This is a genomic window from Paracoccus everestensis (genome assembly GCF_021491915.1).
In the GTDB taxonomy this organism is placed as follows: Bacteria; Pseudomonadota; Alphaproteobacteria; order Rhodobacterales; family Rhodobacteraceae; genus Paracoccus; species Paracoccus everestensis.
The window spans coordinates 733,963-758,294 of sequence record NZ_CP090836.1; the positions used below are offsets into that span (position 1 = coordinate 733,963).

A 24,332-nucleotide genomic window follows, 5' to 3' on the forward strand; every position below is an offset into this window, starting at 1 on the left:
GCGATGGGGCGGCAACATGGGTGCGGTCCCTGCCAGTGTCAACCGGGCGCCTTCATCCGCCGCGTGTGCCGATCATCAGCCAAGCGCCAGCCGTCCGCCCGGCACGCGCAGCAGCCGGCCCTGCAGTTCCAGCGACAGGATCGCCGCATTGGCCGCAGCGGCGGGCAGGCCCAGGTCGCGGATCACGTCGTTTTCATCCGAAGGCGATGGGCTGAGACGAGAGATGATCCGCGCCTCGATCTCTCCGGGCTCGGCGGGTTCGGGTGGTGTCGCGGGGCTGGGGGCAGGGGTCGCATCCGCCATGCCCATGGGTTCCGCCTCGCGGCCGAGGGCGGTGCAGACATCGGCTGAATTGCGCACCAGAACCGCGCCGTCGCGGATCAACTGGTTGCAGCCGCCGGCGCGGGCGTCCATCGGGTGACCGGGAACGGCCATCACCTCGCGCCCCTGATCCAGCGCGTTTTTCGCTGTGATCAAGGTGCCCGACCGATGCGCGGCCTCGATCACGACAACCGCCTGCGACAGACCGGACACGATGCGGTTGCGGGTGGGGAAATGGCGGGCCTGGGGTTCGGTACCCGGCGGCTGTTCGGATACAAGCGCACCCCTTTCCGCAATCTGCGCGGCCAGAACGACGTTCTCGGCGGGATAGATCACGTCCACGCCCCCCGCCATCACGGCGATGGTTCCCGTGGGTAAGGCGGCGTTGTGGGCGGCGGTGTCGATGCCGCGCGCTAGGCCCGCAACGATGGTATGCCCGGCCTCTCCTAGGCCCGCCGCCATGCCGCGCGCCATGCGCAGCCCCAGGGACGAGGCGTTGCGCGCGCCGATCACGGCCACGGGGTTGCGCGACAGCCATGCCGGATCGCCGCGCAGCCACAGGATTGGCGGAGCGCCGTCGATGTCCAGCAATGCAGTGGGATAGAGGGGCGAATCGCAACGGATCAGGCGGGCACCTGCCTTGCGGCCTGCTGCTAGCTCGGCCGCGGCCACGCCTTCGGGGCAGGCTTCGTAACTGGCGATGCCCGCTGCCGCCGCGATGTCGGGCAGGGCAACCAGTGCCGCCCGTGCGCTGCCATGTTCAGCCACCAGCCGGTGATAGGTTGCCGGTCCCACGCGCCGGGACCGGATCAGGCGCAGGACCGTCAGGTCGTCGTCCGCCATCTGGCTGCGCCTGTCAAAAGGAAGATGCCCGGTATCCATGCTGCCTCCGGCCCTTGTCCGGGAATCAGCATAACCCCGAAGGCGTTAACAACTGGTTAGCGGCCTTTTACGCAGCCGAGCCGCCGACTGTCAGTCCGCCGATCAGCAGCGTCGGCTGGCCCACGCCCACCGGCACCCACTGGCCCTGCTTGCCGCAGTTCCCGATCCCGGGATCCAGGGCCATGTCATTGCCGATGGCGCGGATTTGCTGCAGCGCGGTCGCCCCGTCGCCGATCAGCGTGGCGCCCCGGATGGAATCGCCGACAACGCCGTTCTTGACGCTGTAAGCCTCGGTGCAACTGAACACGAACTTGCCGTTGGTGATGTCCACCTGGCCCCCGCCAAAGCCCACCGCATAGATGCCGTCGCGCAGATCGGCCAGGATCGCCGCCGGATCAGCGTCGCCGCCGGGCATGAAGGTGTTGGTCATGCGCGGCATCGGCGCATGGGCAAAGCTTTGACGCCGCCCGTTGCCCGTGGGTTCGACCCCCATCAGCCGCGCGTTCTGGCGGTCCTGCAAATAGCCCACGAGGATCCCGTCCTCGATCAACACGTTGCGGGCGGGAGGCATTCCTTCGTCGTCCACGCTGATGGAACCGCGCCGGTCGGGGATGGTGCCGTCGTCGATGACCATCACACCCGGTGCTGCGACACGTTGTCCCATCAGCCCGGCAAAGGCCGAGGCCTTCTTGCGGTTGAAATCGCCTTCCAGCCCATGGCCCACGGCCTCGTGCAGCAGGATGCCGGGCCAGCCGGGGCCAAGAACCACGTCCATCACGCCCGCAGGCGCAGGGACAGAGCGCAGGTTGACCAGGGCGATGCGCAGCGCCTCGTCCACGGCGGGTTGCCAGTGGGCCGGATCCATCAGCCCGGCCAGGGACACGCGCCCACCGCCGCCATGACCGCCGGATTCGCGGCGGTCGTTGTTTTCCACGATCACGCTGACGTTCAGCCGCGCCATCGGACGGATATCGGTGACAAGCCCGCCTTCGGGCCGCAGGATCGCCACCTGCTGCAAGGACGACCCCAGGGCAACCGTCACCTGGACCACGCGCGGATCGCGGGACCGGGCGTAATCGTCGATCTCGCGCAGCAAGGCGATCCGGGTGGCGAAGGGGATCCCCTCGGCGGGGTCGGCGGCCATGTACAGAGGCTGGACCTGCATGGGCGCGGCGGGGGCCAGGATGCCGCCGCCCTGTCCCACGGCCAAGCGCGCGGTTTCGGCCGCGCGGCGCAGCGCGGGTTCCGAAATCTCGGTCGAATGGGCATAGCCCGTCACCTCGCCCCGGACAGCGCGCAGGCCGAAGCCCTGTTCGGCGGTATAGCCTGAATTGCGCAGCCGCCCGTCGTCGAAGACCAGCGATTCAGACACGGAATGTTCCAGGAACAGTTCCCCGTCCTCGGCCCCTGCGGTGGCATCGCGCAGGATCGCCAGGGCACGGTCGCGGTCCAGGTGGGTGGCGAAGGGATCAAAGGGGGTTCGGGTCATGGCGGGACGTCGTCTTTCTGTCAGCGGCGCAAGGGCCGGGACCGCCCGAACCTTGGGATTTTGCGAAGGCAAGCTTATGTATCACTTGCCCGTAGGGACGAGATATGGTCATAGAACGGTCAGTGTTAAAGGAAAAGGGGCGGTCTTGGGGCGCCCCTGCGGTCGCGCGGCCGCGCCAAGATAACGGGATGGGATGATGGCAAAAGCGATGATTCGCCGTGCAGTCGCGGCAGCGTCCGGGCTTGCGTTGGCAGGAATGACAGCCGGTTCGGCCTTGGCGCAGGACGTTCTGGGCGAACTGCCGGTGATCGGCAAGCCCGAGGCGCGCGGCGTGAATTTCCAGCCCGCCGCGACCGAGCTTGCGCGGGACCAGCAATGGCTGGACCATTTCGTGCTGATCATCATCACCGTGGTCACGGTCGTGGTATGCGGGCTGCTGTTGTTCGCGATCCTGCGGTTCAACCGCCGCGCGAACCCGGTCCCGGCCAAGTTCACCCACAATACCCCGCTGGAGGTTGCCTGGACGCTGGTGCCGGTGCTGATCCTGGTGGCCATTGGCGCCTTTTCGCTGCCGGTGCTGTTTCGCAGCCAGGAAATGCCGGCCGATCCCGACGTGGTGATCAAGGCGATCGGGAACCAGTGGTACTGGTCCTACGAATATCCCGAAAACGGCATCAGCTTCGATTCGATCATGCTGACCAAGGAAGAATTGCCCGAATACGGCTATGCCGAGGATGAATACCTGCTGGCCACCGATACCGCCGTGGTTGTTCCCGTGGGGCAGACCGTGCTGTTGCAGGTGACCGCGAACGACGTGATCCACAGCTGGACGATCCCGGCCTTTGCCGTAAAGCAGGACGCAGTTCCGGGCCGGATCGCGCAGGCCTGGTTCAACGTCGAACAGGAAGGCGTTTACTTCGGCCAGTGCAGCGAATTGTGCGGCATCAACCACGCCTATATGCCGATCGTCGTGAAGGCGGTAAGCCCCGAAGTCTATGCCGCCTGGGTCGCCGAACAGGGCGGCACCCTGGAAGGGGTTGCGGAAACCGCCGCAGCCGATCCTGCAACGTCCGTGACGCTGGCCAAGGCCGACTGAACGTCGGCCGGACCAGCAACACAGCCAGACTGAAGAAGCGATGACCGACATCAACGCATATGAAGGCACTACCCCCGAGGCCGAGTTCCGCGATTTCGTCGCGCTGCTCAAGCCGCGGGTGATGTCGCTGGTCGTCTTTACGGCCTTTGTGGGCTTGTGGGTCGCGCCGGTCGATGTGCATCCCTTTATTGCTTTCTGCTCGGTCCTGTTCATCGCGCTTGGCGGCGGTGCGTCCGGCGCGCTGAATATGTGGTATGATGCCGATATCGACGCAGTGATGCGCCGCACCCAGGGCCGCCCCATCCCGGCGGGCCGGATCGAGGGCGGGGCGGCGCTGTCGCTGGGCCTCATCCTGTCGGGCTTTGCGGTGATGATGCTGGGGCTGGCGGCGAACTGGTTCGCGGCAGCCTTCCTGGCCTTCACGATCTTCTTCTATGCCGTGGTTTATACGATCTGGCTGAAACGCTGGACGCCGCAGAACATCGTCATCGGCGGTGCGGCGGGGGCTTTTCCCCCGATGATCGGCTGGGCCTGCGCCACCGGCGGGATCAGCATCGAATCCCTGCTGATGTTCGCGCTGATCTTCTTCTGGACGCCGCCGCATTTCTGGGCGCTCGCGCTGTTCATGAAGTCCGACTATCACGAGGCCAAGGTGCCGATGCTGACGGTCACGCATGGCCGCCCGGCCACGCGGCGCCACATCTTTGCCTATACGCTGGTGCTGGCGCCCTTCGCGGTCTGGCTGGGTCTGACCTCGATCGGCGGGCCGGTCTATCTGGCCGCATCAGTCGTGCTGAACGCATTGTTCATCCGGGGCGGCTGGCTGATCCTGCGCCGCGAGGAAGCCGCAGCCGTGGCGGATGGATATGCCGTCGAAAAGCGCGTCTTCAAGCTGTCGCTTTATTACCTGTTCCTGCATTTCGTGGCGTTGCTGGTCCAGAACGCAATGGGGGGCTGGTAATGGCGCTGAACACCGAACACGAAATTCACAGGCGGCGCCGGTCCCGCAATGTCGGGCTGGGGCTGGTCCTGGTCGCCTTTGTTGCCCTTGTCTTTGGCCTGACTGTGGTCAAGGTCCAGCAGGGCGACCTGATGGAGGCCTATGACCACCAGCCGCGCGTATCCGAACTGCCGCTTGAGGAGCCGGTGAAATGAGCCGGATGTCCCCCGAAAAGAAGACCGTTGTCGGGCTGCTGGGCGTCGTCATGACGATGGGCGCGCTCGCCTGGGCGGCGGTGCCGTTCTATGACTGGTTCTGCCGCGTCACCGGCTTTGGCGGCACCACCCAGGTCGCTCAGGCCGCGCCGGACCAGGCCTTGGATGAAACCGTCCGCATCCGCTTTGACGCGAATGTGGACAAGAATCTGGGGTGGACCTTCCGTCCCATGCAGACCAGCATGGAACTGAAGATCGGTGAAAACGGCCTCGCCTTCTATGAGGCGGTCAATAATTCGGACGTGCCCGTCACCGGCACCGCCAGCTATAACGTCGCGCCGGAAGTGTCGGGCTATTACTTCAGCAAGATCGAGTGTTTCTGCTTTACCGAGCAAACCTTGCAGCCGGGCGAACGGATCGAGATGCCGGTCAGCTTTTATGTCGATCCCGAACTGGTCAACGACCGCGACGCAAGCTGGGTCAGGGACATCACCCTGTCCTATACCTTCCACCGGACCGAGCCTGTGCAGGCGGCGCTTGACGCTGCACCGGCCGATAACGTCAACTGAATACAAGAAGCCGACGGGGACCGCTCATGGCGCACGCAAAGAACCACGATTACCATATCCTTCCGCCGTCGATCTGGCCCTTCGTCGCCGCCATCTCGGCCTTCCTGATGCTGTACGGCGCGGTTGGCTGGATGCACGCGGGCGAAGTGCACCTGCTGGGCATTCCGGTCAACGGTCCCTGGCTGGCCCTGATCGGATTGGCGGGGGTGCTGTATGTCATGTACAGCTGGTGGGCGGATGTGGTTCGCGAAAGCCAATCGGGCGATCACACCCCGGTTGTCCGTATCGGCCTGCAATACGGCTTCATCCTGTTCATCATTTCTGAGGCGATGTTCTTCGTCGCCTGGTTCTGGAACTTCATCAAGAATGCGATGTATCCCATGGGGCCGGAAAGCCCGATCAAGGACGGCGTCTGGCCGCCCGAGGGTATCGTCACCTTTGATCCTTGGCACCTGCCCTTCATCAACACGCTGATCCTGCTGCTGTCGGGTGTGGCCGTGACCTGGGCGCACCATGCGCTTGTCCATGACAACGACCGCAAGACGACCATCAACGGTCTGATTGTTGCGGTGATCCTGGGCGTCGTCTTTTCGATCCTGCAAGCTTATGAATACAGCCACGCGGCCTTTGGGCTGGCCGATACGTCCTATGCCAGCGCCTTTTATCTGGCGACGGGGTTCCACGGCTTTCACGTCATCATCGGGACGATCTTCCTGGCGGTCTGCCTGCTGCGCATGATGAACGGCCAGATGAGCCAGGAAAAGCACGTCGGCTTCGAGGCGGCGGCCTGGTACTGGCACTTCGTCGATGTGGTCTGGCTGTTTCTGTTTGCCGTGGTCTATATCTGGGGCAGCTGATCCCCGTCTTTTTGGAAACGCGACGCGCGGGGATGGCCCCGCGCGTTTTTCTTTGCCCTGGCTTTATCCTCATGCGCCGCATCCTGTTTCCCCTGATCCTTGGCATCGTCGGCTGCGCGATCCTGATCCAGCTTGGCCTGTGGCAATTGCGCCGGATGGAGTGGAAGGAAGGCCTGCTGGACCAGGTCGAGGCGGGCATCCAGGCCGACCCCGTGCCCTTGCCCGCCGCAATCGACCCGTCGATGAAATACTTGCCCGTCACCGTCACCGGCACCACGACGGGGGCGGAAATCGACGTGCTGTCCCATACCAAGGAACAGGGCGGCGGCTATCAGGTCGTGTCGCGCTTCATCACCGTTGATGGCCGTGCGATCATGCTGGACCGGGGCTTCGTACCGCAGGAATTGCGCCATGTCGAACGCGGCGCCGTGCGGCTGGCTGTTCGCGGCAACCTGCACTGGCCCGACGAAAAGGGCAGCGCCACGCCCGAACCGAACCTGGACGAGAACATCTGGTTTGCCCGCGACGTGCCCGCCATGGCCGAGGTGCTGGAAACCGAACCCGTCCTGGTCGTCGCAAGCTTTGTCGAGGGCGACGCGCAGGGGATCGAACCCATCCCCGTCGCCGTCGAAGGGATCCCCAACAACCATCTGTCCTATGCCGTCCAATGGTTCCTGATCGCGGCAACCTGGGCAGGGATGACACTCGGCCTGATCTGGCGTATCAGGCAGCGGAAATACTGAGGGAATACGGATGCGCTACGTCTCGACGCGGGGTCAGGCCCCGGTTCTGAACTTCGAAGGGGCGATGCTGTCCGGTCTTGCCCGCGACGGCGGATTGTACCTGCCCGAGACGATTCCAGCCTCTGGCGGCCTGAACGAACTGGACGGCCTGCCTTACGACGAAGTCGCTTTCCGCGTGATCCGTCCCTTTACCGGCGACAGTTTCACGGACGCCGAATTGCGCGGCGCCATCGACCGCGCCTATGCGCGCATCGAACACACGGCCAAGGCGCCGCTGCGCCAGCTTGCCCCTGGCCATCACCTGCTGGAACTGTTCCACGGGCCAACGCTGGCCTTCAAGGACTTCGCGATGCAGCTGATCGCGCAACTGTTCGAGATTGCGTTGAAGCGGTCGGGACAGCGCATCACCATCGTCGGCGCGACATCGGGCGACACGGGATCTGCGGCCATCGAGGCCTTCAAGGGCATCGACAACGTGGACGTGTTCATCATGTTCCCCCATGGCCGCGTCAGCGAGGTGCAGCGCCGCCAGATGACCACGCCCGATGCCGCCAACATCCACGCGCTTGCCGTGACTGGTCATTTCGACGACTGCCAGGCGCGGCTAAAGGATCTGTTCAACGACCACGCCTTCCGCGACCACGTGGGGCTTGCGGGCGTCAACAGCATCAACTGGGCGCGCGTGGTGGCCCAGATCGTCTATTACTTCACGGCCTGCGCTAGCCTGGGAATGCGCGATACCGATTTCACCGTGCCCACTGGCAATTTCGGCGACATCTTCGCGGGATCCATTGCCCGGGCCATGGGCCTGCCGATCCGCCGGCTGATCGTGGCCACGAACCAGAACGACATCCTGCACCGCGCGCTGACCACGGGCGAATACCGGGTGGGCACGGTCGAGCCTTCGATCAGCCCGTCCATGGACATCCAGGTCAGTTCCAACTTCGAACGCGCGCTGTATCTGGCCTATGGCGGCGACACGGCGGCAGTTTCGCAACTGATGGACGAACTGCGCCAAGGCGGCTTCACCATCAGCCAGGGCGCGTTGCAAGCCCTGCGCGAGCAATACCTGTCGGGCCGCGTGTCCGAGGATGAAACCTTGGCAATGATCCGCACCATCCGCGCGGAAACGGGCGAGATCCTGTGCCCCCACAGCGCCGTGGGCGTGGCCGTCGCGCGCCAGCACATCGAACCCGGCGTGCCCATGGTAACGCTGGCCACGGCCCATCCGGCCAAGTTCCCCGATGCGGTGGAAGCCGCCATCGGGGTCCGGCCCTCCTTGCCGCCGCATATGGCGACCCTCTTCGATCTGCCCGAACGCGTCACGCGGGTTGAAAACGACGCGCAGGCGCTTAAGTCGCTGATCCTTGACCGGAGAACCCAGTGAACCAAGACCCGACCCCGCAGATCACCACCCTGCCCAACGGATTGCGCGTTGCCACGCGCCTGATGCCGGGGCTGCATTCCACCGCCTTGGGCATCTGGGTCAATGCAGGGGGGCGCAACGAACGTCCCGAACAGAACGGCATCGCGCATTTCCTGGAACACATGGCCTTCAAGGGCACCGCGACGCGCACGGCCTTGCAGATCGCCGAGGCCATCGAGGATGTGGGCGGCTATATCAACGCCTATACCTCGCGCGATGCGACGGCCTATTACGTCCGGGTGCTGGAAGACGATGTCGACCTGGCCTTTGACGTGATGTCCGACATCGTGCTGAATCCGGTCTTCGACGAACGCGAGATCGAGGTCGAGCGCGGTGTGATCCTCCAGGAAATCGGGCAGTCCATGGACACGCCCGACGACATCATCTTCGACTGGCTGCAAGAGGCCGCCTATCCCAACCAGCCGATGGGCCGCACGATCCTTGGCCCCGCCGAACGGGTCAGCAGCTTCGGCCGCGCCGATCTGGCGGGCTTTGTCGCCGAAAATTATGGTCCCAGCCAGATGATCGTGGCGGCGGCGGGTGCCATCGATCACGACCGCATCGTCCGGCTGGCCGAACGTGCCTTCGGGCATCTGTCGCCGGTGGTCCAGGCACCGCGAGAGGCTGCGCGCTGGCAGGGGCTGGAAACCCGCAAGATCAAGAAGCTGGAACAGGCCCATTTCGCCTTGGCGCTTGAAGGGCCGGGCTATCTGGCGCCCGATTTCTATGCCGCGCAGATCTTTTCCTCGGCGCTTGGCGGGGGAATGTCGTCCCGCCTGTTCCAGAAGATCCGCGAGGAGCGGGGCTTGTGCTATACCATCTTCGCGCAGTCGGGGTTTCATGACGATACGGGGATGCTGACCATCTATGCCGGGACGGGGGCCGAGGATCTGGCCGATCTGTCCACCCTGACCATCGACGAGGTGAAGCGCGCCGCCGAAGATATGTCCGAGGCCGAGGTGGCCCGCGCCAAGGCGCAATTGCGCGCAAGCCTGCTGATGTCGCTGGAAAGCCCGTCGTCCCAGGCCGAGCGCATGGCGCGGACGCTGGCCATCTGGGGCCGGGTGCCCGACGCGGCCGAGGTCGCCGACCGCATCGCCGCCGTGACGGTGGCCGAGGTGCGCGCCCATGCCGAAGCCCTGATCGGGCAGGCCAGGCCTGCGCTTGCGCTTTACGGCCCGGTCAAGGCCGCGCCCGCGCGGGACGCCCTGGCCGAAAGGCTTGCCGCCTGATGTTCCTGCGCGCGCGGCCCGTAAGGTTGGAAACCGAACGGATCGTGCTGCGCTTGCCTGCCCATGGCGATTTTCACGCTTGGACATCCCTGCGCCAATCCAGCCGCGATTTCCTGACGCGGTGGGAACCGGTCTGGTCCCCCGACCACCTGACGCGCAAAAGCTTCGTGAACCGCGTTTATTGGGCGGCCCGCGCCAGCCGTGGCGGCACCGCGCTGCCCTTGTTCCTGGTCCGCCGCGACGGCGTGCTGCTGGGCGCGATCACGCTGGACAATATCCGCCGCGGCCCCGCGCAATCGGGCACCATCGGTTATTGGATCGGCCAGGATTTTGCCCGGCAGGGATACATGAGAGAGGCGATCGGCGTCCTGGTCCACCACGCCTTCACCGCCCTTGACCTAAGCCGCATCGAGGCTGCCTGCCTGCCGGAAAATGTCGCATCCCGGGGCGTTCTGGAAGGATCCGGCTTCAAATACGAAGGCGTCGCCCAAAGCTTTCTCCAGATCGACGGGCGGTGGCGCAACCATGTGCTTTACGCCAACCTGCGCGGCGACCGGCGCGGCCGCACTGATGCCCGATGAGGGAACACCATGTTGAATGATGCGACCGAGTCGCTTGCCCGCCTGCTGCCCCAGGGCGTGGTGCGCGAAATCGCGCCGGCCTATCTGGAAGAACCGCGCGGACGCTACAAGGGCCGGGCGGGGCTGGTCGCCGCCCCCCGCACGGTCGAGGAGGTCGCGGCCATCATCCGCGCCTGCGCCGAGGCTCGGGTGCCCATCGTCCCGCGCGGCGGCGGCACGGGCCTTGTGGGCGGGCAGGTCATGCCTGACGGCGCCATGCCCCTGCTTCTATCACTCGAACGCATGAACCGGGTCCGGGCCATTTACCCCGAGGAAGGCGTGATCCTGGCCGAGGCGGGCGCCACCCTGCAACAGGTCCGCGAGGCTGCCTCAGGAGTGGGGCGGCAGTTCCCGCTGGCCCTTGCTTCGCAAGGATCGGCGCAGATCGGCGGAGTGCTGGCGACCAATGCGGGCGGGGTGAACGTGCTGCGTTACGGCAATGCCCGCACCCTCTGCCTGGGGGTCGAGGCGGTCCTGCCGCAGGGCCAGGTCATGCACGACCTCAAGCGGCTGCGTAAGGACAACACCGGCTATGACATCCGCGACCTGCTGATCGGGGCGGAAGGCACATTGGGGATCATCACCGCCGCGTCGCTGGTCCTGGCCCCCGTGCCTGCGGAAAGCGGCGTCGCCATGCTGGTCGTGGAATCGCCCGAAGCCGCGCTGACCCTGCTGTCCCTGGCGCAGGCGCGCATGGCGGGGGGCGTGACGGCCTTTGAACTGATCGCGGGCCAGGGGCTGCGCTTTCTGGATGCGGCATTCCCGGACCTGCGCCAGCCCTTCGCGGATCGCCCCGACTGGCTCGTCCTGATCGAGGTGGGCCTGCCGGCTGGACTTTCGGCCGATGACGCGCTTGAAGGACTGTTCACCGACGCCGCCGAGGCGGGCCTTGTCAGCGACGGCGTGATCGCGCAATCCGGCCAGCAAGCCGCCGATCTGTGGACCATCCGCGAGACGATCCCGGACGCCAACCGCCACATCGGCGCCATCGCCAGCCACGACATCAGCCTGCCCTTGTCGGAAATCGCCCGCTTCATCCACGATGCCACGGCCATGCTGGCGGACCGTGCAGACCTGCGCATCAACTGCTTTGGCCACCTGGGCGATGGCAACCTGCACTTCAACCTGTTCCCTGCGGCGGGGAAGGCGCGGAACGCCTATGACGGCATTCGCACCGGCCTGTCGCGCGCGGTCCACGAGATGGTAGTCGCGCGCGGCGGGTCGTTTTCGGCGGAACACGGGGTCGGGCGGCTAAAGGCGGCGGAACTGGGGGAATGGGGCGATCCCGCGCGCCTGGCGGCAATGCGCGCGATCAAGGATGCCCTCGACCCGGCGGGAATCATGAATCCAGGTGTGATCCTGGCGTAGGGTGCGTGCTTGCACGCACCGCCTGAAGGTCAACAAGGGTGCGTGAAATCACGCACCCTACGTCCCTTCGAAGGCACAAAGCGCATGAACTTCATGCCCCATCCCTTCCAGAACCTTTCGCCCGCCCAGATCCGGCAGGTCGATCACAAAGGCGCAACCCACCACCTTGGCCCCCATTCTTTCGCACAGGCTGATCCCCGCCGCCGCCGTGCCGCCGGTGGCCAGCAGGTCGTCCACGATCAGCACCCGCTCGCCCGGCTTCAAGGCGTCGTCATGGACCTCGACCACGGCCTCGCCATATTCCAGTTGATAGGCTTGGCTGATCACCGCGCCCGGCAGCTTGCCTTTTTTGCGGATCGGAACAAAGCCGGTGGAGAGTTGGTGCGCCACCGCGCCCCCCAGGATAAAGCCCCGCGCCTCCAGCCCCACGACCTTGTCGATCCGCGCCCCCGCATAGGGGGCCAGCAACTGGTCGACCGCGATGCGAAACCCGCGGGCGTCGGCGAACAGCGTGGTCACGTCGCGGAACAGGATCCCTTCATGCGGGAAATCGGCGATGGTGCGGATATAATCCTTGACGTTCAGGCTCATGCAGGGCGTTCCATTTCGAACAACTCGGTCACGGCGGCATAATCGCGATAGCCCAGCCGCGCAATCCAGCCGCCTGCCGCGCGCGGATCGAAGCGGCCGTCCACCACACAATCGTCGCGGATATGCACGCCTGTCACCACACCCAAGACGACGAAATTCGCCTCGCCCGCCAAGGGAACCACACGGGTCAGGCGGCATTCCAGGGCGGCGGCGGCGCCCGCCACGCGCGGGCAGGCGATCGTTTCGCATTCCGCGGCCTCGATCCCGGCGGCTTGGAATTCGTCGATCCCGGCGGGCAGGGGGGCCGAGGACGCGTTCACCTGGTCGCGCAAATCGCCTGTCGCGATGTTCACGCAGAACACACCCGTTTCGATGATCTGCGCCACGCTGTCCTTGGTGCCGTTGCGGTCCGGTTTCGCACTGGTGGACGCAAACATCACCTGCGGCGGAACATAGGCCACGGCATTGAAAAAGGAATAGGGCGCCAGATTGTCGCCCGCCGTTCCGCGCGTGGAGATCCAGCCGATGGGACGCGGCGCGACAAGGGCGTTGAAGGGGTTATGGGGCAGCCCGTGGCCGTTTTCGGGGCGGTAGAACATCGCGGGCCTCCTGTGATTTGCGCCCATAACCTGCCATCAGCCGGGTCGCGCCGCAATGGCCCGAGGATTGTTTCATCATCTGCAAGCCCATGCTAAGGGGCGCAAAGACCCCCAGGAGGCGCGATGTACGAAATCTGCCCCGAGACACCCGCCGACGAAGCCGAGGTCGAGGGGCTTTACGACCTGTGCTTCGCGCCGGGGCGGACTGCGCTGTCGTCATACCGGCTGCGGGACGGGGTGCCCAGGGTTTCTGACCTGTGCCTGGTGCTGCGCGACGGATCGAACACGCTGATGGCGGCAATCCGGTTCTGGCCGGCGCGGGTGGGGGAATGGCCCGTGCTGCTGCTGGGGCCGATCGCCGTGCATCCGACCGCCCAGGGCGAGGGGCTGGGGGGGCTGCTGATGCGCGACAGCCTGGCGCGGGCGCGCACCCTGGGCTGGGACCGGGTACTGCTGGTGGGCGACGCGCCTTATTACAGCCGCTTCGGTTTCGCGCGGCTGGACGATGTGGTCATGCCGCCACCGACCAACCCCGCGCGCGTGCTTGGGCTGGAACTTCGTCCCGGCGCCTGGGTTGATGTGACAGGGCCGGTGACGCGCGAAACCACGCCCGATATCGGGAAAATGTCGCGCGGCGCCAATGCCCTGTCGGCCTGCGTCACGGTCGACCACCCCAGAGAGGATACCGATGCCCACCAATCAGCAACTGGTGCTTCCGCCGATCAATGATCCCTCGGTCCATGCCCAGGTCGACCGCCTGGCGCGGCGTTACCTGGATGCGGGCGGGCTGGGGATGGAGGTGATGACCGTCGTGGGCAACAGCGCCGAGGGGCTGATCGAAAAGCTGCCCGCCTTTGTGCGCAACCGGATGGACCGCATCACCCGCGCGGCGCTGAACCGGGCCTTTGCGGCGGCCACAACCTCGCGCCGCATGGTGCGCGACCGGGGGGACTGGTTCAACCGCATGGCCTCGACCGTCAGCGGTGCGGCTGGAGGGGTGGGCGGCTTTGCAGGAGCGATGATCGAACTGCCCTTCACGATCACGCTGCTGCTGCGCGCGATGCTGGACATCGCCGTCGAACATGGCCTTGACCCCGACAGCGAGGAGGTGCGGATGGAATGCCTGCGCATCTTCGCCGCCGCCGGACCCATGGCCGAGGATGACACGACCGACCTGGGCCTGCTGGCCGCACGGATGTCGGTCACCGGCCAGACGGTGCAGGGCCTGATCAGCAAGGTCGCGCCGCGCTTGTCGGTGTCGATGGGGCAGAAGCTGGCCGCCCAGGCCGCGCCGATCTTTGGCGCCGTGGTGGGGGCGTCGATCAACTATACCTTCACGCGCTATTACCAGGAACTGGCCCGCGTGCATTTCGGCATCATGCGCCTGTCCCACGAAACCGGCATCCCCAGGGAAGCCTTGGTCGAGGCATTGCGCCTGTCCATCGAACGCCTGGATCACCGCCGGGCGGCACGCTGATCCGGCTTTTACCTTGGTGAAAATATCCTCGGGGGGTCCGGGGGGCGAAGCGCCCCCGGCCATCGCGGGACGCAAAATCCAGCGTCAGTCTTCCTCGGCTGCCAATTCCATCGCGACCGGCGCGTCCAGGTCGTCCGTTCCCAGCGGCGCCGATGGACGGGCCAGCCGGGCCTTCGTGATCCAGAACAACCGTTCCTGCGCCCGCGTGATCGCGACATAGGCCAGGCGCTTCCAAAGGGGAATCCCTGCCTCGTTGCGGTTCGACCAGGCGGCCGCGCTGATGTCGGGACCAAAGACCTGGACTTCGGGCCATTGCGATCCTTGCGACTTGTGGATCGTCACCGCAGCACCATGCAGGAAGGTCGCGCCCATCCGGGCGGCAAAGGGGATAAAGGGCTCCTCTTCGTCCGGCAACTCGATCTTGACGATGCTGGCGGCGGACAGGCGCGGATCCTCGGCACCGATGACGTGCAGGCGCGAAAAGCCGGGCTTGCGGCCAGGGCCGAGGTATACCACCTGCGCACCCTTGATCAGCCCGCGCGCCTCCAGGTCGATGCGCTTCTTCCGGTGCTTCAGGGGCAGTTCCAGCCCATCGCAGATCAGCGGCTCTCCGGGCAGCAGCGCATCGCCGGGCGCGCCAAAGGCCGCGCGAAATGCCGTGATCAGCCGGATGCGCGTGGCATTGCGCCAGACCAGGACCGGGCTGCGCGCCATCAGGTCGCTTTCCGCGCGTTCGGCCCAGACCACCCGGTCGTCATGGCGTGCGGCGGCGCGGATCAGGCTTTCAAAACCGTCAAAGGACAGGGCGTCGTCAGACAGCGCATGGGCCAGATCCAGGATCGGGCTGTCGTCGGCTTGGCGGTGGACGCGGTTGAGAACCAGCCGTTGCGACGGGGCCAGCTTCTCGAACACCATCTCGCCCGACTGGCCCACGGGGGCAAGCTGCGCCGGATCGCCGAACAGCACCAGCAGCGGAAAGATCTCTCGCAGATCGTCGAACTGCTTTTCGTCCAGCATGGACGCCTCGTCGATCAGCCCCACGTCCAGGGCATCCTCGCGCCGTTTCCAGCCGCGGATGAAATCCGATCCGCGCAGCCCCGCCGCCGCAAGGGCGCCGGGGATCGAGGCGTGCTGGTCGTGAAACGCCTTGGCCCGGTCCAGGGCCAGATCGGTCATGCCCTCGACGACGGGGCGGTCGCCGGTGCCGGTCAGCCATTCCGCCAGCTTTTCGTATTCGGGATCGTAAACGGGGGTGTAAAGGATCCGGTGGATCGTCGTGGCGGGAACGCCGCGCATCCGCAGCACGAAGGCCGCCTTGTTGGTGGGCGCCAGGATCGCCACGCTGCGCCGGTCCTTGCGGCGGCGGCCTTCGTAATCGCCGCTGACAACCTCGACCCCGGCATCGCGCAGGGCCTTGGTCATCTGCGACAAAAGCAGCGTCTTGCCCGATCCGGCCTTGCCGATCACGGCCAGGACGCGACCCTTGCCCGGCTGGGGCGGATGCAGTTCCCTGGCGATCATGTCGATGCCTGCCGCACCAAAGGCGTCGGTCAGGGCATCCCAGGCATCGGCCTGGTCGGCGGACAGGATGGGGGCGGGCATGGTCATGGGCCGGTCATAGCCCGCCCTTGGGGAAAAGCGAAGGCACCATGACGGCGCCCTCGCGGTTTGCATCCAGTCAGATCACCCCAAAGGCCAGCATCGGTTCGGCCACGCGGACAAAGCCCGCGATGTTCGCCCCGATCACATAGTCGCCCGGCGCGCCGTATTCGTCCGCCGTGACATAGCAGGCGTCGTGGATGTCGCGCATGATTTCGGCCAGCCTTGCCTCGGTCTTTTCGAAGGACCAACGGTCGCGCGAGGCGTTCTGCTGCATTTCCAGGGCCGAGGTGGCGACGCCGCCCGCGTTTGCCGCCTTGCCCGGGCCAAAGCAGACGCCCGCCTGTTGAAAGGCGCGGATCGCCTCGGGGGTCGAGGGCATGTTGGCGCCTTCGCCCACGGCCATGACGCCGTTCTGGATCAGCTTTCTTGCGTCCCGGCCGGTCAGTTCGTTCTGGGTAGCCGAGGGCATGGCGACCTGGCAAGGCACGTCCCAGATCACGCCGTCGCCGGATTTGACGAAGTAGACCCCGTTTCCTTCGCCCTTCAGGCGCAGGTAATCGGAAATGCGGCCACGGCGGATTTCCTTGATTTCCTTGACCAGAGCCAGATCCAAGCCCCCTTCGTCCACGATATAGCCGCTGCTGTCGGAGCAGGCGATCACCTTGCCGCCATAAGATTGGACCTTCTCGATGGTGTAAACGGCGACATTGCCCGAACCGGACACCACAACCGTCTTGCCGTCGAAATCCTCGCCCTTGGTTTGCAGCATGGCGCGGGTGAAATAGGTGTTTCCGTAACCCGTCGCCTCTTTCCGGGCCAGCGATCCGCCATAGAACAGGCCCTTGCCGGTCAGCACGCCCGCCTCGTACCGGTTGGTCAGGCGCTTGTACTGACCGAACATATAGCCGATCTCTCGGGCGCCGACGCCGATGTCGCCTGCCGGCACGTCGGTGTATTCGCCCAGGTGGCGATACAGTTCGGTCATGAAGGACTGGCAGAACCGCATGATTTCCGCGTCTGACCGGCCCTTGGGGTCAAAGTCGGATCCACCCTTGCCGCCGCCGATGGGCAGGCCGGTCAGCGCGTTCTTGAAGGTCTGCTCGAAGCCCAGGAATTTGATGATCCCGACATTCACCGACGGATGGAACCGCAGGCCGCCCTTGTATGGTCCCATGGCGGAATTGAACTGGACGCGGAAGCCGCGGTTGATCTGGACGCGATTCTGGTCGTCGGTCCAGGGCACGCGGAAGATGATCTGGCGTTCGGGTTCGCAAATCCGCTCGATCAGGGCATTGTCCAGGTATTCGGGATGCTTTGCCACCACCCGTCCCAGGCTTTCCAGCACCTCGCGCACGGCTTGGTGGAACTCGGCCTCACCGGCATTGCGCCGGACGACCTCGTCATAGATGGGGGTCAGCTTGTCGTCGATCTGGACCATGTCCACTGTCCTTTCTTCATTCCGACAGCGGGGTTAGCCGTAATCTTGTGCAAGTTGAATGGGCAGGCACGACATAAACAGGCAAAATATGCATGGTTCAGGCAAAAACAGGAAAGCCCCCTGCAACTTTTCCCGCAGTGTCGCGTGTATGAGGGATCGTCGAAAAGGAACGCGCGATGATCGAACTGTTCTTTGTGACCTGCCTGATCAGCGACCCGCAGCGCTGCACCGAACACAGCCTGCTGTTCGAGGAACGCAACGGGGTGCATACCTGCATGCTGGAGAGCCAGAACGAATTGGCGCGGTGGGTCGCCGCCCATCCCGACGACCATGTGGTCGAATGGAAATGCCGAAAGCCCGAGGCAGGCGATACCCGGATCTGACTGACGTTCGGATTGCCAGGACCTTTATGGATCGCCTGATGCGCATCCAAATTTTCCATGATGTCAGAACGATATCCTCGATTCACGGCGCAATCACGCCGGGATGAGAATCATGTCCTCAGCCCGTATGTCAGCGGGCGCCTCGTGGCAGAGTGGAAAAGGAGGATGTGATGATTGAACTGCTGTTTGTAAGTTGCCTGTCAGCCGATCCTGCCAGTTGCCAGAATCGCAGCCTGGTCTTTATTGAGACGAACCTGATGGCCTGCATGGTGCATGGCCAGCAGGTCATGGCGCGATGGATCGACAGCCATCCCAAGGAAACCGTGCGGGAATGGGAATGCCGCATGGTCGACCGGCGCAAGGCCGAGATCTGATCGCCGGTCGCGCCGCGGCAGAACAGGACAAAGGGGCCGACCAGCAGCCCCTTTGTCCCAACAGCAAGCCTACAGGCTGCGCCGGGCTTCCAACGCATCCTCGAAGGTGCGCAGGCCCGTGGTGGGCGCCTGAACCAGCACGGACATATTGCCCGGCTTGTGCTGGTTCCTCATCATCTTCACATGGGCCTGCGGGATCTCGGCCCAAGGGAAGACCTCGGACATGCAGGGATCCAGGCGACGTTCCAGCATCAGCTTGTTGGCGGAGCTTGCCTGTTTCAGATGCGCGAAATGGCTGCCTTGGATACGCTTCTGGTGCATCCACAGGTAACGTACGTCGAAGGTGCAGTTGAAGCCCGTGGTGCCCGCGCAGATCACCACCATGCCGCCCTTCTTGCAGACAAAGGTGCTGACGGGGAAAGTCGCCTCGCCCGGGTGTTCGAAGACGATATCGACATTGTTGCCCTTGCCGGTGATGTCCCAGATGGCCTTGCCGAACTTGCGGACCTCGTTGAACCAGTCCTTGTATTCGGGCGTGTTCACGGTGGGCAACTGGCCCCAGCAGTTGAATTCCTTGCGATTGATGACGCCCTTGGCGCCCAGGCCCATCACGAAGTCGCGCTTGTCTTCCTCGGAGATGACGCCGATGGCATTGCCGCCCGCCGCGTTGATCAACTGGATCGCATAGGATCCAAGCCCACCCGAGGCGCCCCAGACCAGCACGTTCATGCCGGGCTTCAGCTCATGCGGTTCATGCCCGAACAGCATCCGGTATGCGGTGGCCAGCGTCAGGGTATAGCAGGCCGATTCCTCCCAGGTCAGGTGGCGCGGGCGGGGCATCAACTGCTGGGACTGGACACGGGTGAACTGGGCAAAGCTGCCGTCGGGGGTCTCGTAGCCCCAGATGCGCTGCGTGGGTGAATACATCGGGTCGCCGCCGTTGCATTCCTCGTCGTCGCCGTCGTCCTGGTTGCAGTGGATCACGACCTCGTCGCCGACCTTCCAGCGCTTCACCTTATCGCCCACAGCCCAGACGATCCCCGAGGCATCAGATCCCGCGATATGATACGGCTGCTTGTGAACGTCGAACATGCTGATCGGCACGCCCAGGCCCGCCCAGATGCCGTTATAGTTGACGCCCGCCGCCATCACCAGGACCAGCACCTCGTTGCTGTCGATGGCGGGCGTGTCCACGACCTCCAACTGCATGGCCTGGTCGGGTTCGCCCTGGCGTTCGCGGCGGATCGCCCAGGCGTGCATCCTTGCCGGCACATGGCCTAGGGGCGGCATCTCTCCGATGTCGTAGAGATCCTTCACGGCGGCATCATAAGGTGCGATCGGGGTGGGGGAGTCGAGGGCCATCAGCTTCTCCTTCACATCTGCTGCGGCGCAGAATCGCCGCCTGTCTGGCGCAATTGGTAAGATCGGATGCGCAACATTGCAATAAGCTGAACCAGAAATCAGCAATAAAATGTCTGACTCGCTGCATCATTGCCGCGCTGCGGCGAATTGACGGCGCATATTTGTTTCGGTATCGCTTTCAGGACCGAAAGATTGTTGCGAGGTGCCGCATGGCTCAGAAAGACAAACCCTGGCTGTTCCGCACCTATGCAGGGCATTCCACGGCGGAAAAGTCGAACGCGCTGTATCGCGGCAATCTGGCCAAGGGGCAGACGGGCCTGTCGGTGGCCTTCGACCTGCCGACCCAGACCGGATATGACAGCGATCATGTGCTGGCACGGGGCGAGGTCGGCAAGGTCGGCGTGCCGATCTGCCATCTGGGCGACATGCGGGCGCTGTTCGACCAGATCCCGCTGGAGCAGATGAACACCTCGATGACGATCAACGCGACGGCCCCCTGGCTGTTGTCGCTGTATATCGCGGTGGCCGAGGAACAGGGCGCGGACATCGCGGCCTTGCAGGGCACCGTCCAGAACGACCTGATCAAGGAATACCTGTCGCGCGGCACCTATATCTGCCCCCCCAAGCCGTCCTTGGCGATGATCACGGATGTGGCGGCCTATACCCGGGAACACCTGCCCAAGTGGAACCCGATGAATGTCTGTTCCTATCACCTCCAGGAAGCCGGAGCCACGCCGCAGCAGGAACTGGCCTATGCCCTGGCGACCGCCATTGCCGTGCTGGACGACCTGAAAGGCAAGGTCCCGCCCGAGAGTTTCCCGGACATGGTGGGCCGCATCAGCTTTTTCGTGAACGCGGGCATCCGCTTCGTAACCGAGATGTGCAAGATGCGGGCGTTTACGGAACTGTGGGACGAGATCACGCAGGATCGATATGGCATCGCGGATGAGAAATACCGCCGCTTCCGCTATGGCGTGCAGGTCAACAGCCTGGGGCTGACCGAACAGCAGCCTGAAAACAACGTGTATCGCATCCTGCTGGAAATGCTGGCCGTCACGTTGTCGAAGAACGCCCGGGCGCGGGCCGTACAGCTTCCCGCCTGGAACGAGGCCCTGGGCCTGCCGCGCCCCTGGGATCAGCAATGGTCGCTGCGGATGCAGCAGATCGTCGCCTATGAAACCGACCTGCTGGAATATGGCGACCTGTTCGACGGCAACCCGGTCATCGCCGCCAAGGTCGAGGAACTGAAGGCAGGCGCGCGGGATGAATTGCGCCTGCTGGACGACATGGGCGGGGCGATCGCGGCCATCGACTACATGAAGGCGCGGCTGGTCGAATCGAACGCGGAACGGCTGGGCCGGATCGAGAGCAACGAAACCGTCGTGGTCGGCGTGAATCGCTGGCAACAGGGAGAGCCTTCGCCGCTGGTGGCAGGGGACGGCGGAATCATGGTGGTCGATCCCGCGGTGGAACAGGACCAGATCGCCCGGCTGCAAGCCTGGCGCGCGGCGCGGGACGAAGGCGCGGTGCAACTGGCGCTGGGTGCCTTGCGCGATGCGGCGCGGCGGGGCGAGAACGTGATGCCCCATTCCATCGCCGCCGCCAAGGCAGGGGCCACGACCGGCGAATGGGCGGGCATCATGCGGCAGGTCCATGGTGAATATCGCGGTCCGACCGGGGTATCGGCAAGCCCGTCGAACCGGACCGAGGGACTGGAGGATATTCGCGACGCCGTGGATGCCGTCAGCGCCCGCTTGGGCCGGCGGCTGAAATTCGTGGTCGGCAAGCCGGGGTTGGACGGTCATTCCAACGGCGCCGAACAGATCGCCTTCCGCGCCCGCGACTGCGGCATGGACATCACCTATGAAGGCATCCGGCTGACGCCCGAGCAGATCGTGGCGCGCGCACAAGAGGAGGATGCCCATGTCGTCGGACTGTCGATCCTGTCGGGCAGCCACCTGCCGCTGATCGAGGATCTGATGGCCCGCATCCGCGCGGCGGGATTGGACCATGTTCCGGTAATCGTGGGCGGCATCATCCCGGATGAGGATGCAGCGCGCCTGCGGGCGATGGGCGTGGCGCGGGTCTATACGCCCAAGGATTTCCAGTTGAACGCGATCATGATGGATATCGTCGCGCTGGTGGAGCCTGGCGCCGAGGCTGCGTGACGCCAGGTTTTCATCCTGGTCCAAATATCCCGGGGGAGTCCCGCAGGGACGGGGGCAGCGCCCCCGCTTTCATGGGAAAACAAAAAACGCCGCCCCGTGGGGGCGGCGATTCGCAACTCCGGGGGCAGGGCTGATCAGAAGCCCAGGCCCGCGTATTTCGACTTGAACTTCGATACGCGGCCGCCGGTGTCCATCAGCTTGGCCGAACCGCCGGTCCAGGCCGGGTGCACCGTGGGGTCGATGTCCAGCGTCATGGTCTGGCCTTCCGCACCCCAGGTCGAACGGGTTTGATAGGTGGTGCCATCGGTCATCTTGATCTCGATGGCGTGGTAATCGGGATGGATATCTTTTTTCATCGGAAGGATCCTCAGGCTTTCGCGTCGGACAGCGGACGATAGTTGGTTTTCTCGACGATACGGGCCGATTTGCCGCGACGGTCGCGCAGGTAATACAGCTTGGCGCGGCGGACCTTGCCCCGGCGCACGACCTCGATCGAATCGATGTTGGTCGAATACAGCGGGAAGACGCGTTCCACGCCTTCGCCAAAGCTGATCTTGCGCACGGTAAAGCTGGCCGCGATCGTGGCGCCGCCCTTGCGCGAGATGCAGACGCCTTCATACATCTGGACGCGCGACCGCGTGCCTTCGGTCACTTTGTAGCCGACGCGAATGGTGTCGCCGGCCCGGAAATCCGGGATAGATTTGCCAAGCTGGGCGATTTGCTCGGCTTCGAGTTCTGCGATCAGGTTCATCGCCTGGGTTCCTTGTCATGCTCGCGGTGGTTCCGCGATTGGTCTGATGCGCCCGAGAGCTGTCGGTCCTTTGCCGGGTCCATACCGTCCTGGTATGCCCGCCACAGGTCGGGGCGGCGTTGCTTTGTCAGCCTTTCGGCCTCACCGGCCCTCCAACGATGAATGGCCGCGTGATTGCCGGACAGCAGAACCTCCGGTATCTCGCGGCCTTCCCACTGGGCGGGCTTCGTGAACTGGGGGGCCTCAAGCAGACCCCTGTTGCCGATGGAAAAGGATTCCTCGGCCAGAGAGTCGTGATTCCCCAGCACGCGCGGTATAAGGCGAACGGTCGCGTCGATCAAGACCTGAGCGGCGATCTCTCCTCCGGTCAGGACATAGTCGCCGATGCTGATTTCCTCGATGTCATGGGCATCCAGCACGCGCTGGTCCACGCCCTCGAACCGCCCGCAGATCAGGGTGACGCCGTTGCCCTGGGCCAGGACGCGGGCGCGGGCCTGGGTCAGGGGCGCGCCGCGCGGGGACATATAGATCACCGGGCGCGGCGGGCCCTGGCGGGCTTCTCGCAGGGCGGCGTCCAGCACGTCGGCCCGGATCACCATGCCCGCGCCGCCGCCTGCGGGCGTGTCATCGACATTGCGGTGGCGGCCGATGCCGAAATCGCGCAGGGGAATGGTGCGCAGGTTCCACAACCCCTGCGCCAAGGCCTTGCCGGTCAGCGACAGGCCCAGGATGCCGGGAAAGGCTTCGGGGAACAGGGTGACGATGCTGGCGGTCCAGGCGCCCTGCACCTGCGGCTCTGCCATCAACTCGCGCGGGCGCCGGCTGGCGGTAATGGACAGGCGGCCATGGGATTTCGGTTCGGGGGATTTGGGGGCGTCGGTCATTCGTCGTCGGCCGGGGGATCGGCCACGATGCGCCGCGCGCTCAAATCGACCGTGGGGACGACGGCGCGGGTGAAGGGCAGCAGCAGCACATCCTTGCCGCCCACGACCTCCAAAATGTCGCCCGCACCGTGGTCGAAGATCGCGCGGACCCGGCCCAGCACGACGCCGCCGGTATCGACGACCTCAAGCCCGATCAGGTCGGCATGGTAGAATTCATCATCGGGCAGCGAGGGCAGGGCGGATCGCGGTGCCCAGAGGGTAACGCCCCGCAAGGCCTCGGCATCCTCCCGGGTGGCCACGCCTGACAGGCGCGCGCCAAGACCGCCGGTGACGGGGTGGGTCAGCTTGACGGAAAAGCTGCGCTTGCCGTCTTCGGTCGTCAGGGGACCATAGGTCGCGATATCGGCGGGTTCGGAACAAAAGCTTTTCAGCCGCACCTCGCCCCGGACCCCGAAGGCCCCGGCGATTGCGCCGACGCAGATGCGGTCTTGTGTCATGCGGCCCTCGTGGAAAGCAAAGGGCGGGGTTGCCCCCGCCCGTCGTGATTATTCGGCCTCGGCCGGGGCAGCGGCTTTCGCGGCCTTTTCGTCGGCACGCGCCTTGGCTTTCTTGCCGGGCTCGCCCTTCTTCAGGTTGGAACGGTCGGCTTTCTCGCGGACTCCGGCGGCTTCCAGGAAGCGGGCCACGCGGTCGGTCGGTTGCGCGCCTTGGTCCAGCCAATGCTTGGCGCGGTCCAGATCCAGCTTGATACGGTCTTCGCTGTCTTTCGCCAGCAGCGGGTTATAGGTGCCCAGCTTTTCCAGGAAGCGGCCGTCGCGCGGCATCCGCGAATCGGACACGACGATGGCGTAATGCGGGCGCTTCTTGCTGCCGCCACGGGCCAGACGGATTTTCGTTGCCATTGGGTTTCTCCTTGTAATGGCGGGTTTGGCGGGGATCCCGCCG

At 64.9% G+C, this 24,332-nt stretch carries 27 protein-coding genes; 15 read left to right on the forward strand and 12 right to left on the reverse strand.

Translation table 11 applies throughout. The annotated features are described in order from the left end of the window. Window positions 1-75: 75 nt before the first annotated feature. Entirely contained in the window at window positions 76-1,164 is a 1,089-nt protein-coding gene (gene dprA / locus LZ585_RS03655; protein WP_234855089.1) for a DNA-processing protein DprA, read from the reverse strand. A gap of 106 nt (window positions 1,165-1,270) precedes the next feature. Next, window positions 1,271-2,692 (reverse strand): metalloprotease TldD, encoded by a 1,422-nt coding sequence (tldD, locus tag LZ585_RS03660; RefSeq protein ID WP_234855090.1) that lies wholly within the window; start codon window positions 2,690-2,692, stop codon window positions 1,271-1,273. Between the two features lie 193 nt (window positions 2,693-2,885). On the opposite strand from tldD, the gene coxB reads away from it, so the two are divergent. From coxB to LZ585_RS03710, 10 genes are all read left to right on the forward strand, one after another. Continuing rightward, complete coding sequence (gene coxB, locus LZ585_RS03665; RefSeq protein ID WP_234855091.1) at window positions 2,886-3,788, forward strand: cytochrome c oxidase subunit II; 903 nt, start codon at window positions 2,886-2,888, stop codon at window positions 3,786-3,788. Window positions 3,789-3,828: 40 nt separating this feature from the next. Then, the gene (gene cyoE / locus LZ585_RS03670) at window positions 3,829-4,749 is read left to right on the forward strand and encodes a heme o synthase (RefSeq protein WP_234855092.1); all 921 of its coding nucleotides are present in this window, start codon (window positions 3,829-3,831) and stop codon (window positions 4,747-4,749) included. Next, window positions 4,749-4,943 (forward strand): hypothetical protein, encoded by a 195-nt coding sequence (locus tag LZ585_RS03675; RefSeq protein WP_234855093.1) that lies wholly within the window; start codon window positions 4,749-4,751, stop codon window positions 4,941-4,943. The genes cyoE and LZ585_RS03675 overlap by 1 nt, the downstream gene beginning before the upstream one ends. Next, a complete protein-coding gene (locus tag LZ585_RS03680; protein ID WP_234855094.1) occupies window positions 4,940-5,512 on the forward strand; it encodes a cytochrome c oxidase assembly protein in 573 nt (190 codons plus the stop codon). The genes LZ585_RS03675 and LZ585_RS03680 overlap by 4 nt, the downstream gene beginning before the upstream one ends. A 26-nt stretch (window positions 5,513-5,538) precedes the next feature. Continuing rightward, window positions 5,539-6,369 carry a cytochrome c oxidase subunit 3 gene (locus LZ585_RS03685; protein ID WP_234855095.1) on the forward strand — a complete coding sequence of 277 codons (831 nt, stop codon included), beginning with the start codon at window positions 5,539-5,541 and terminating at the stop codon, window positions 6,367-6,369. Between the two features lie 71 nt (window positions 6,370-6,440). After that, a complete protein-coding gene (locus LZ585_RS03690) occupies window positions 6,441-7,112 on the forward strand; it encodes an SURF1 family protein (protein ID WP_234855096.1) in 672 nt (223 codons plus the stop codon). A 10-nt stretch (window positions 7,113-7,122) separates the two neighbouring features. Next, on the forward strand, window positions 7,123-8,499 hold the full coding sequence (thrC, locus tag LZ585_RS03695; RefSeq protein WP_234855097.1) for a threonine synthase: 1,377 nt from the start codon (window positions 7,123-7,125) through the stop codon (window positions 8,497-8,499). Continuing rightward, a complete protein-coding gene (locus tag LZ585_RS03700; protein WP_256445646.1) occupies window positions 8,496-9,770 on the forward strand; it encodes a M16 family metallopeptidase in 1,275 nt (424 codons plus the stop codon). The genes thrC and LZ585_RS03700 overlap by 4 nt, the downstream gene beginning before the upstream one ends. After that, complete coding sequence (locus tag LZ585_RS03705) at window positions 9,770-10,351, forward strand: GNAT family N-acetyltransferase (protein ID WP_234855098.1); 582 nt, start codon at window positions 9,770-9,772, stop codon at window positions 10,349-10,351. Before LZ585_RS03700 ends, LZ585_RS03705 begins: the two co-directional genes overlap by 1 nt. A gap of 9 nt (window positions 10,352-10,360) precedes the next feature. Continuing rightward, a complete protein-coding gene (locus tag LZ585_RS03710; protein ID WP_234855099.1) occupies window positions 10,361-11,758 on the forward strand; it encodes an FAD-binding oxidoreductase in 1,398 nt (465 codons plus the stop codon). A gap of 57 nt (window positions 11,759-11,815) precedes the next feature. Here the strand turns inward: LZ585_RS03710 and LZ585_RS03715 are convergent, their stop codons facing one another. Both LZ585_RS03715 and LZ585_RS03720 read right to left on the reverse strand, forming a co-directional pair. Further along, complete coding sequence (locus LZ585_RS03715; RefSeq protein ID WP_234855100.1) at window positions 11,816-12,349, reverse strand: adenine phosphoribosyltransferase; 534 nt, start codon at window positions 12,347-12,349, stop codon at window positions 11,816-11,818. After that, complete coding sequence (locus tag LZ585_RS03720) at window positions 12,346-12,948, reverse strand: flavin reductase family protein (RefSeq protein WP_234855101.1); 603 nt, start codon at window positions 12,946-12,948, stop codon at window positions 12,346-12,348. The genes LZ585_RS03715 and LZ585_RS03720 overlap by 4 nt, the downstream gene beginning before the upstream one ends. A 123-nt stretch (window positions 12,949-13,071) precedes the next feature. On the opposite strand from LZ585_RS03720, the gene LZ585_RS03725 reads away from it, so the two are divergent. After that, on the forward strand, window positions 13,072-13,677 hold the full coding sequence (locus LZ585_RS03725; protein ID WP_234855102.1) for a GNAT family N-acetyltransferase: 606 nt from the start codon (window positions 13,072-13,074) through the stop codon (window positions 13,675-13,677). Then, window positions 13,637-14,425 (forward strand): EcsC family protein, encoded by a 789-nt coding sequence (locus LZ585_RS03730; RefSeq protein WP_234855103.1) that lies wholly within the window; start codon window positions 13,637-13,639, stop codon window positions 14,423-14,425. The genes LZ585_RS03725 and LZ585_RS03730 overlap by 41 nt, the downstream gene beginning before the upstream one ends. Window positions 14,426-14,509: 84 nt before the next feature. On the opposite strand, the gene LZ585_RS03735 is transcribed toward LZ585_RS03730, so the two are convergent. Together LZ585_RS03735 and gdhA are read right to left on the reverse strand one after the other, a co-directional pair. Then, window positions 14,510-16,033: an ATP-dependent DNA helicase gene (locus LZ585_RS03735; protein WP_234855104.1), complete on the reverse strand. Its 1,524-nt coding sequence runs from the start codon at window positions 16,031-16,033 to the stop codon at window positions 14,510-14,512. Window positions 16,034-16,103: 70 nt separating this feature from the next. Next, window positions 16,104-17,465, reverse strand: coding sequence for an NADP-specific glutamate dehydrogenase (gdhA, locus tag LZ585_RS03740; RefSeq protein ID WP_234855105.1), 1,362 nt, complete (start codon window positions 17,463-17,465; stop codon window positions 16,104-16,106). 176 nt (window positions 17,466-17,641) lie between these two features. Here gdhA and LZ585_RS03745 point away from each other — a divergent pair, with 176 nt between their 5' ends. Then, complete coding sequence (locus LZ585_RS03745) at window positions 17,642-17,848, forward strand: hypothetical protein (RefSeq protein WP_234855106.1); 207 nt, start codon at window positions 17,642-17,644, stop codon at window positions 17,846-17,848. A 170-nt stretch (window positions 17,849-18,018) separates the two neighbouring features. Then, complete coding sequence (locus LZ585_RS03750) at window positions 18,019-18,222, forward strand: hypothetical protein (RefSeq protein ID WP_234855107.1); 204 nt, start codon at window positions 18,019-18,021, stop codon at window positions 18,220-18,222. A 69-nt stretch (window positions 18,223-18,291) separates the two neighbouring features. On the opposite strand, the gene ccrA is transcribed toward LZ585_RS03750, so the two are convergent. After that, a complete protein-coding gene (gene ccrA / locus LZ585_RS03755) occupies window positions 18,292-19,584 on the reverse strand; it encodes a crotonyl-CoA carboxylase/reductase (RefSeq protein WP_234855108.1) in 1,293 nt (430 codons plus the stop codon). 209 nt (window positions 19,585-19,793) lie between these two features. Here ccrA and LZ585_RS03760 point away from each other — a divergent pair, with 209 nt between their 5' ends. Next, entirely contained in the window at window positions 19,794-21,752 is a 1,959-nt protein-coding gene (locus tag LZ585_RS03760; protein WP_234855109.1) for a protein meaA, read from the forward strand. 134 nt (window positions 21,753-21,886) lie between these two features. Here LZ585_RS03760 and rpmE read toward each other — a convergent pair whose 3' ends face one another. From rpmE to rpsP, 5 genes are read right to left on the reverse strand one after another with little or no spacing between them, the layout of a single operon-like run. Continuing rightward, complete coding sequence (gene rpmE, locus LZ585_RS03765) at window positions 21,887-22,108, reverse strand: 50S ribosomal protein L31 (RefSeq protein WP_234855110.1); 222 nt, start codon at window positions 22,106-22,108, stop codon at window positions 21,887-21,889. Window positions 22,109-22,119: 11 nt separating this feature from the next. Beyond that, a complete protein-coding gene (gene rplS / locus LZ585_RS03770) occupies window positions 22,120-22,503 on the reverse strand; it encodes a 50S ribosomal protein L19 (protein WP_234855111.1) in 384 nt (127 codons plus the stop codon). Next, complete coding sequence (gene trmD / locus LZ585_RS03775) at window positions 22,500-23,387, reverse strand: tRNA (guanosine(37)-N1)-methyltransferase TrmD (RefSeq protein ID WP_234855112.1); 888 nt, start codon at window positions 23,385-23,387, stop codon at window positions 22,500-22,502. Before trmD ends, rplS begins: the two co-directional genes overlap by 4 nt. Then, a complete protein-coding gene (gene rimM / locus LZ585_RS03780) occupies window positions 23,384-23,884 on the reverse strand; it encodes a ribosome maturation factor RimM (protein ID WP_234855113.1) in 501 nt (166 codons plus the stop codon). The genes trmD and rimM overlap by 4 nt, the downstream gene beginning before the upstream one ends. Before the next feature lie 48 nt (window positions 23,885-23,932). Then, complete coding sequence (gene rpsP, locus LZ585_RS03785) at window positions 23,933-24,289, reverse strand: 30S ribosomal protein S16 (RefSeq protein ID WP_234855114.1); 357 nt, start codon at window positions 24,287-24,289, stop codon at window positions 23,933-23,935. Window positions 24,290-24,332 lie beyond the last annotated feature (43 nt).

Coding starts and splice junctions, on each gene's coding strand:
- dprA (WP_234855089.1), bottom strand. CDS start 1,164: ATGGCGGACGACGACCTGACGGTCCTGCGCCTGATCCGGTCCCGGCGC.
- tldD (WP_234855090.1), bottom strand. CDS start 2,692: ATGACCCGAACCCCCTTTGATCCCTTCGCCACCCACCTGGACCGCGAC.
- coxB (WP_234855091.1), top strand. CDS start 2,886: ATGATGGCAAAAGCGATGATTCGCCGTGCAGTCGCGGCAGCGTCCGGG.
- cyoE (WP_234855092.1), top strand. CDS start 3,829: ATGACCGACATCAACGCATATGAAGGCACTACCCCCGAGGCCGAGTTC.
- LZ585_RS03675 (WP_234855093.1), top strand. CDS start 4,749: ATGGCGCTGAACACCGAACACGAAATTCACAGGCGGCGCCGGTCCCGC.
- LZ585_RS03680 (WP_234855094.1), top strand. CDS start 4,940: ATGAGCCGGATGTCCCCCGAAAAGAAGACCGTTGTCGGGCTGCTGGGC.
- LZ585_RS03685 (WP_234855095.1), top strand. CDS start 5,539: ATGGCGCACGCAAAGAACCACGATTACCATATCCTTCCGCCGTCGATC.
- LZ585_RS03690 (WP_234855096.1), top strand. CDS start 6,441: ATGCGCCGCATCCTGTTTCCCCTGATCCTTGGCATCGTCGGCTGCGCG.
- thrC (WP_234855097.1), top strand. CDS start 7,123: ATGCGCTACGTCTCGACGCGGGGTCAGGCCCCGGTTCTGAACTTCGAA.
- LZ585_RS03705 (WP_234855098.1), top strand. CDS start 9,770: ATGTTCCTGCGCGCGCGGCCCGTAAGGTTGGAAACCGAACGGATCGTG.
- LZ585_RS03710 (WP_234855099.1), top strand. CDS start 10,361: ATGTTGAATGATGCGACCGAGTCGCTTGCCCGCCTGCTGCCCCAGGGC.
- LZ585_RS03715 (WP_234855100.1), bottom strand. CDS start 12,349: ATGAGCCTGAACGTCAAGGATTATATCCGCACCATCGCCGATTTCCCG.
- LZ585_RS03720 (WP_234855101.1), bottom strand. CDS start 12,948: ATGTTCTACCGCCCCGAAAACGGCCACGGGCTGCCCCATAACCCCTTC.
- LZ585_RS03725 (WP_234855102.1), top strand. CDS start 13,072: ATGTACGAAATCTGCCCCGAGACACCCGCCGACGAAGCCGAGGTCGAG.
- LZ585_RS03730 (WP_234855103.1), top strand. CDS start 13,637: ATGCCCACCAATCAGCAACTGGTGCTTCCGCCGATCAATGATCCCTCG.
- LZ585_RS03735 (WP_234855104.1), bottom strand. CDS start 16,033: ATGACCATGCCCGCCCCCATCCTGTCCGCCGACCAGGCCGATGCCTGG.
- gdhA (WP_234855105.1), bottom strand. CDS start 17,465: ATGGTCCAGATCGACGACAAGCTGACCCCCATCTATGACGAGGTCGTC.
- LZ585_RS03745 (WP_234855106.1), top strand. CDS start 17,642: ATGATCGAACTGTTCTTTGTGACCTGCCTGATCAGCGACCCGCAGCGC.
- LZ585_RS03750 (WP_234855107.1), top strand. CDS start 18,019: ATGATTGAACTGCTGTTTGTAAGTTGCCTGTCAGCCGATCCTGCCAGT.
- ccrA (WP_234855108.1), bottom strand. CDS start 19,584: ATGGCCCTCGACTCCCCCACCCCGATCGCACCTTATGATGCCGCCGTG.
- LZ585_RS03760 (WP_234855109.1), top strand. CDS start 19,794: ATGGCTCAGAAAGACAAACCCTGGCTGTTCCGCACCTATGCAGGGCAT.
- rpmE (WP_234855110.1), bottom strand. CDS start 22,108: ATGAAAAAAGATATCCATCCCGATTACCACGCCATCGAGATCAAGATG.
- rplS (WP_234855111.1), bottom strand. CDS start 22,503: ATGAACCTGATCGCAGAACTCGAAGCCGAGCAAATCGCCCAGCTTGGC.
- trmD (WP_234855112.1), bottom strand. CDS start 23,387: ATGACCGACGCCCCCAAATCCCCCGAACCGAAATCCCATGGCCGCCTG.
- rimM (WP_234855113.1), bottom strand. CDS start 23,884: ATGACACAAGACCGCATCTGCGTCGGCGCAATCGCCGGGGCCTTCGGG.
- rpsP (WP_234855114.1), bottom strand. CDS start 24,289: ATGGCAACGAAAATCCGTCTGGCCCGTGGCGGCAGCAAGAAGCGCCCG.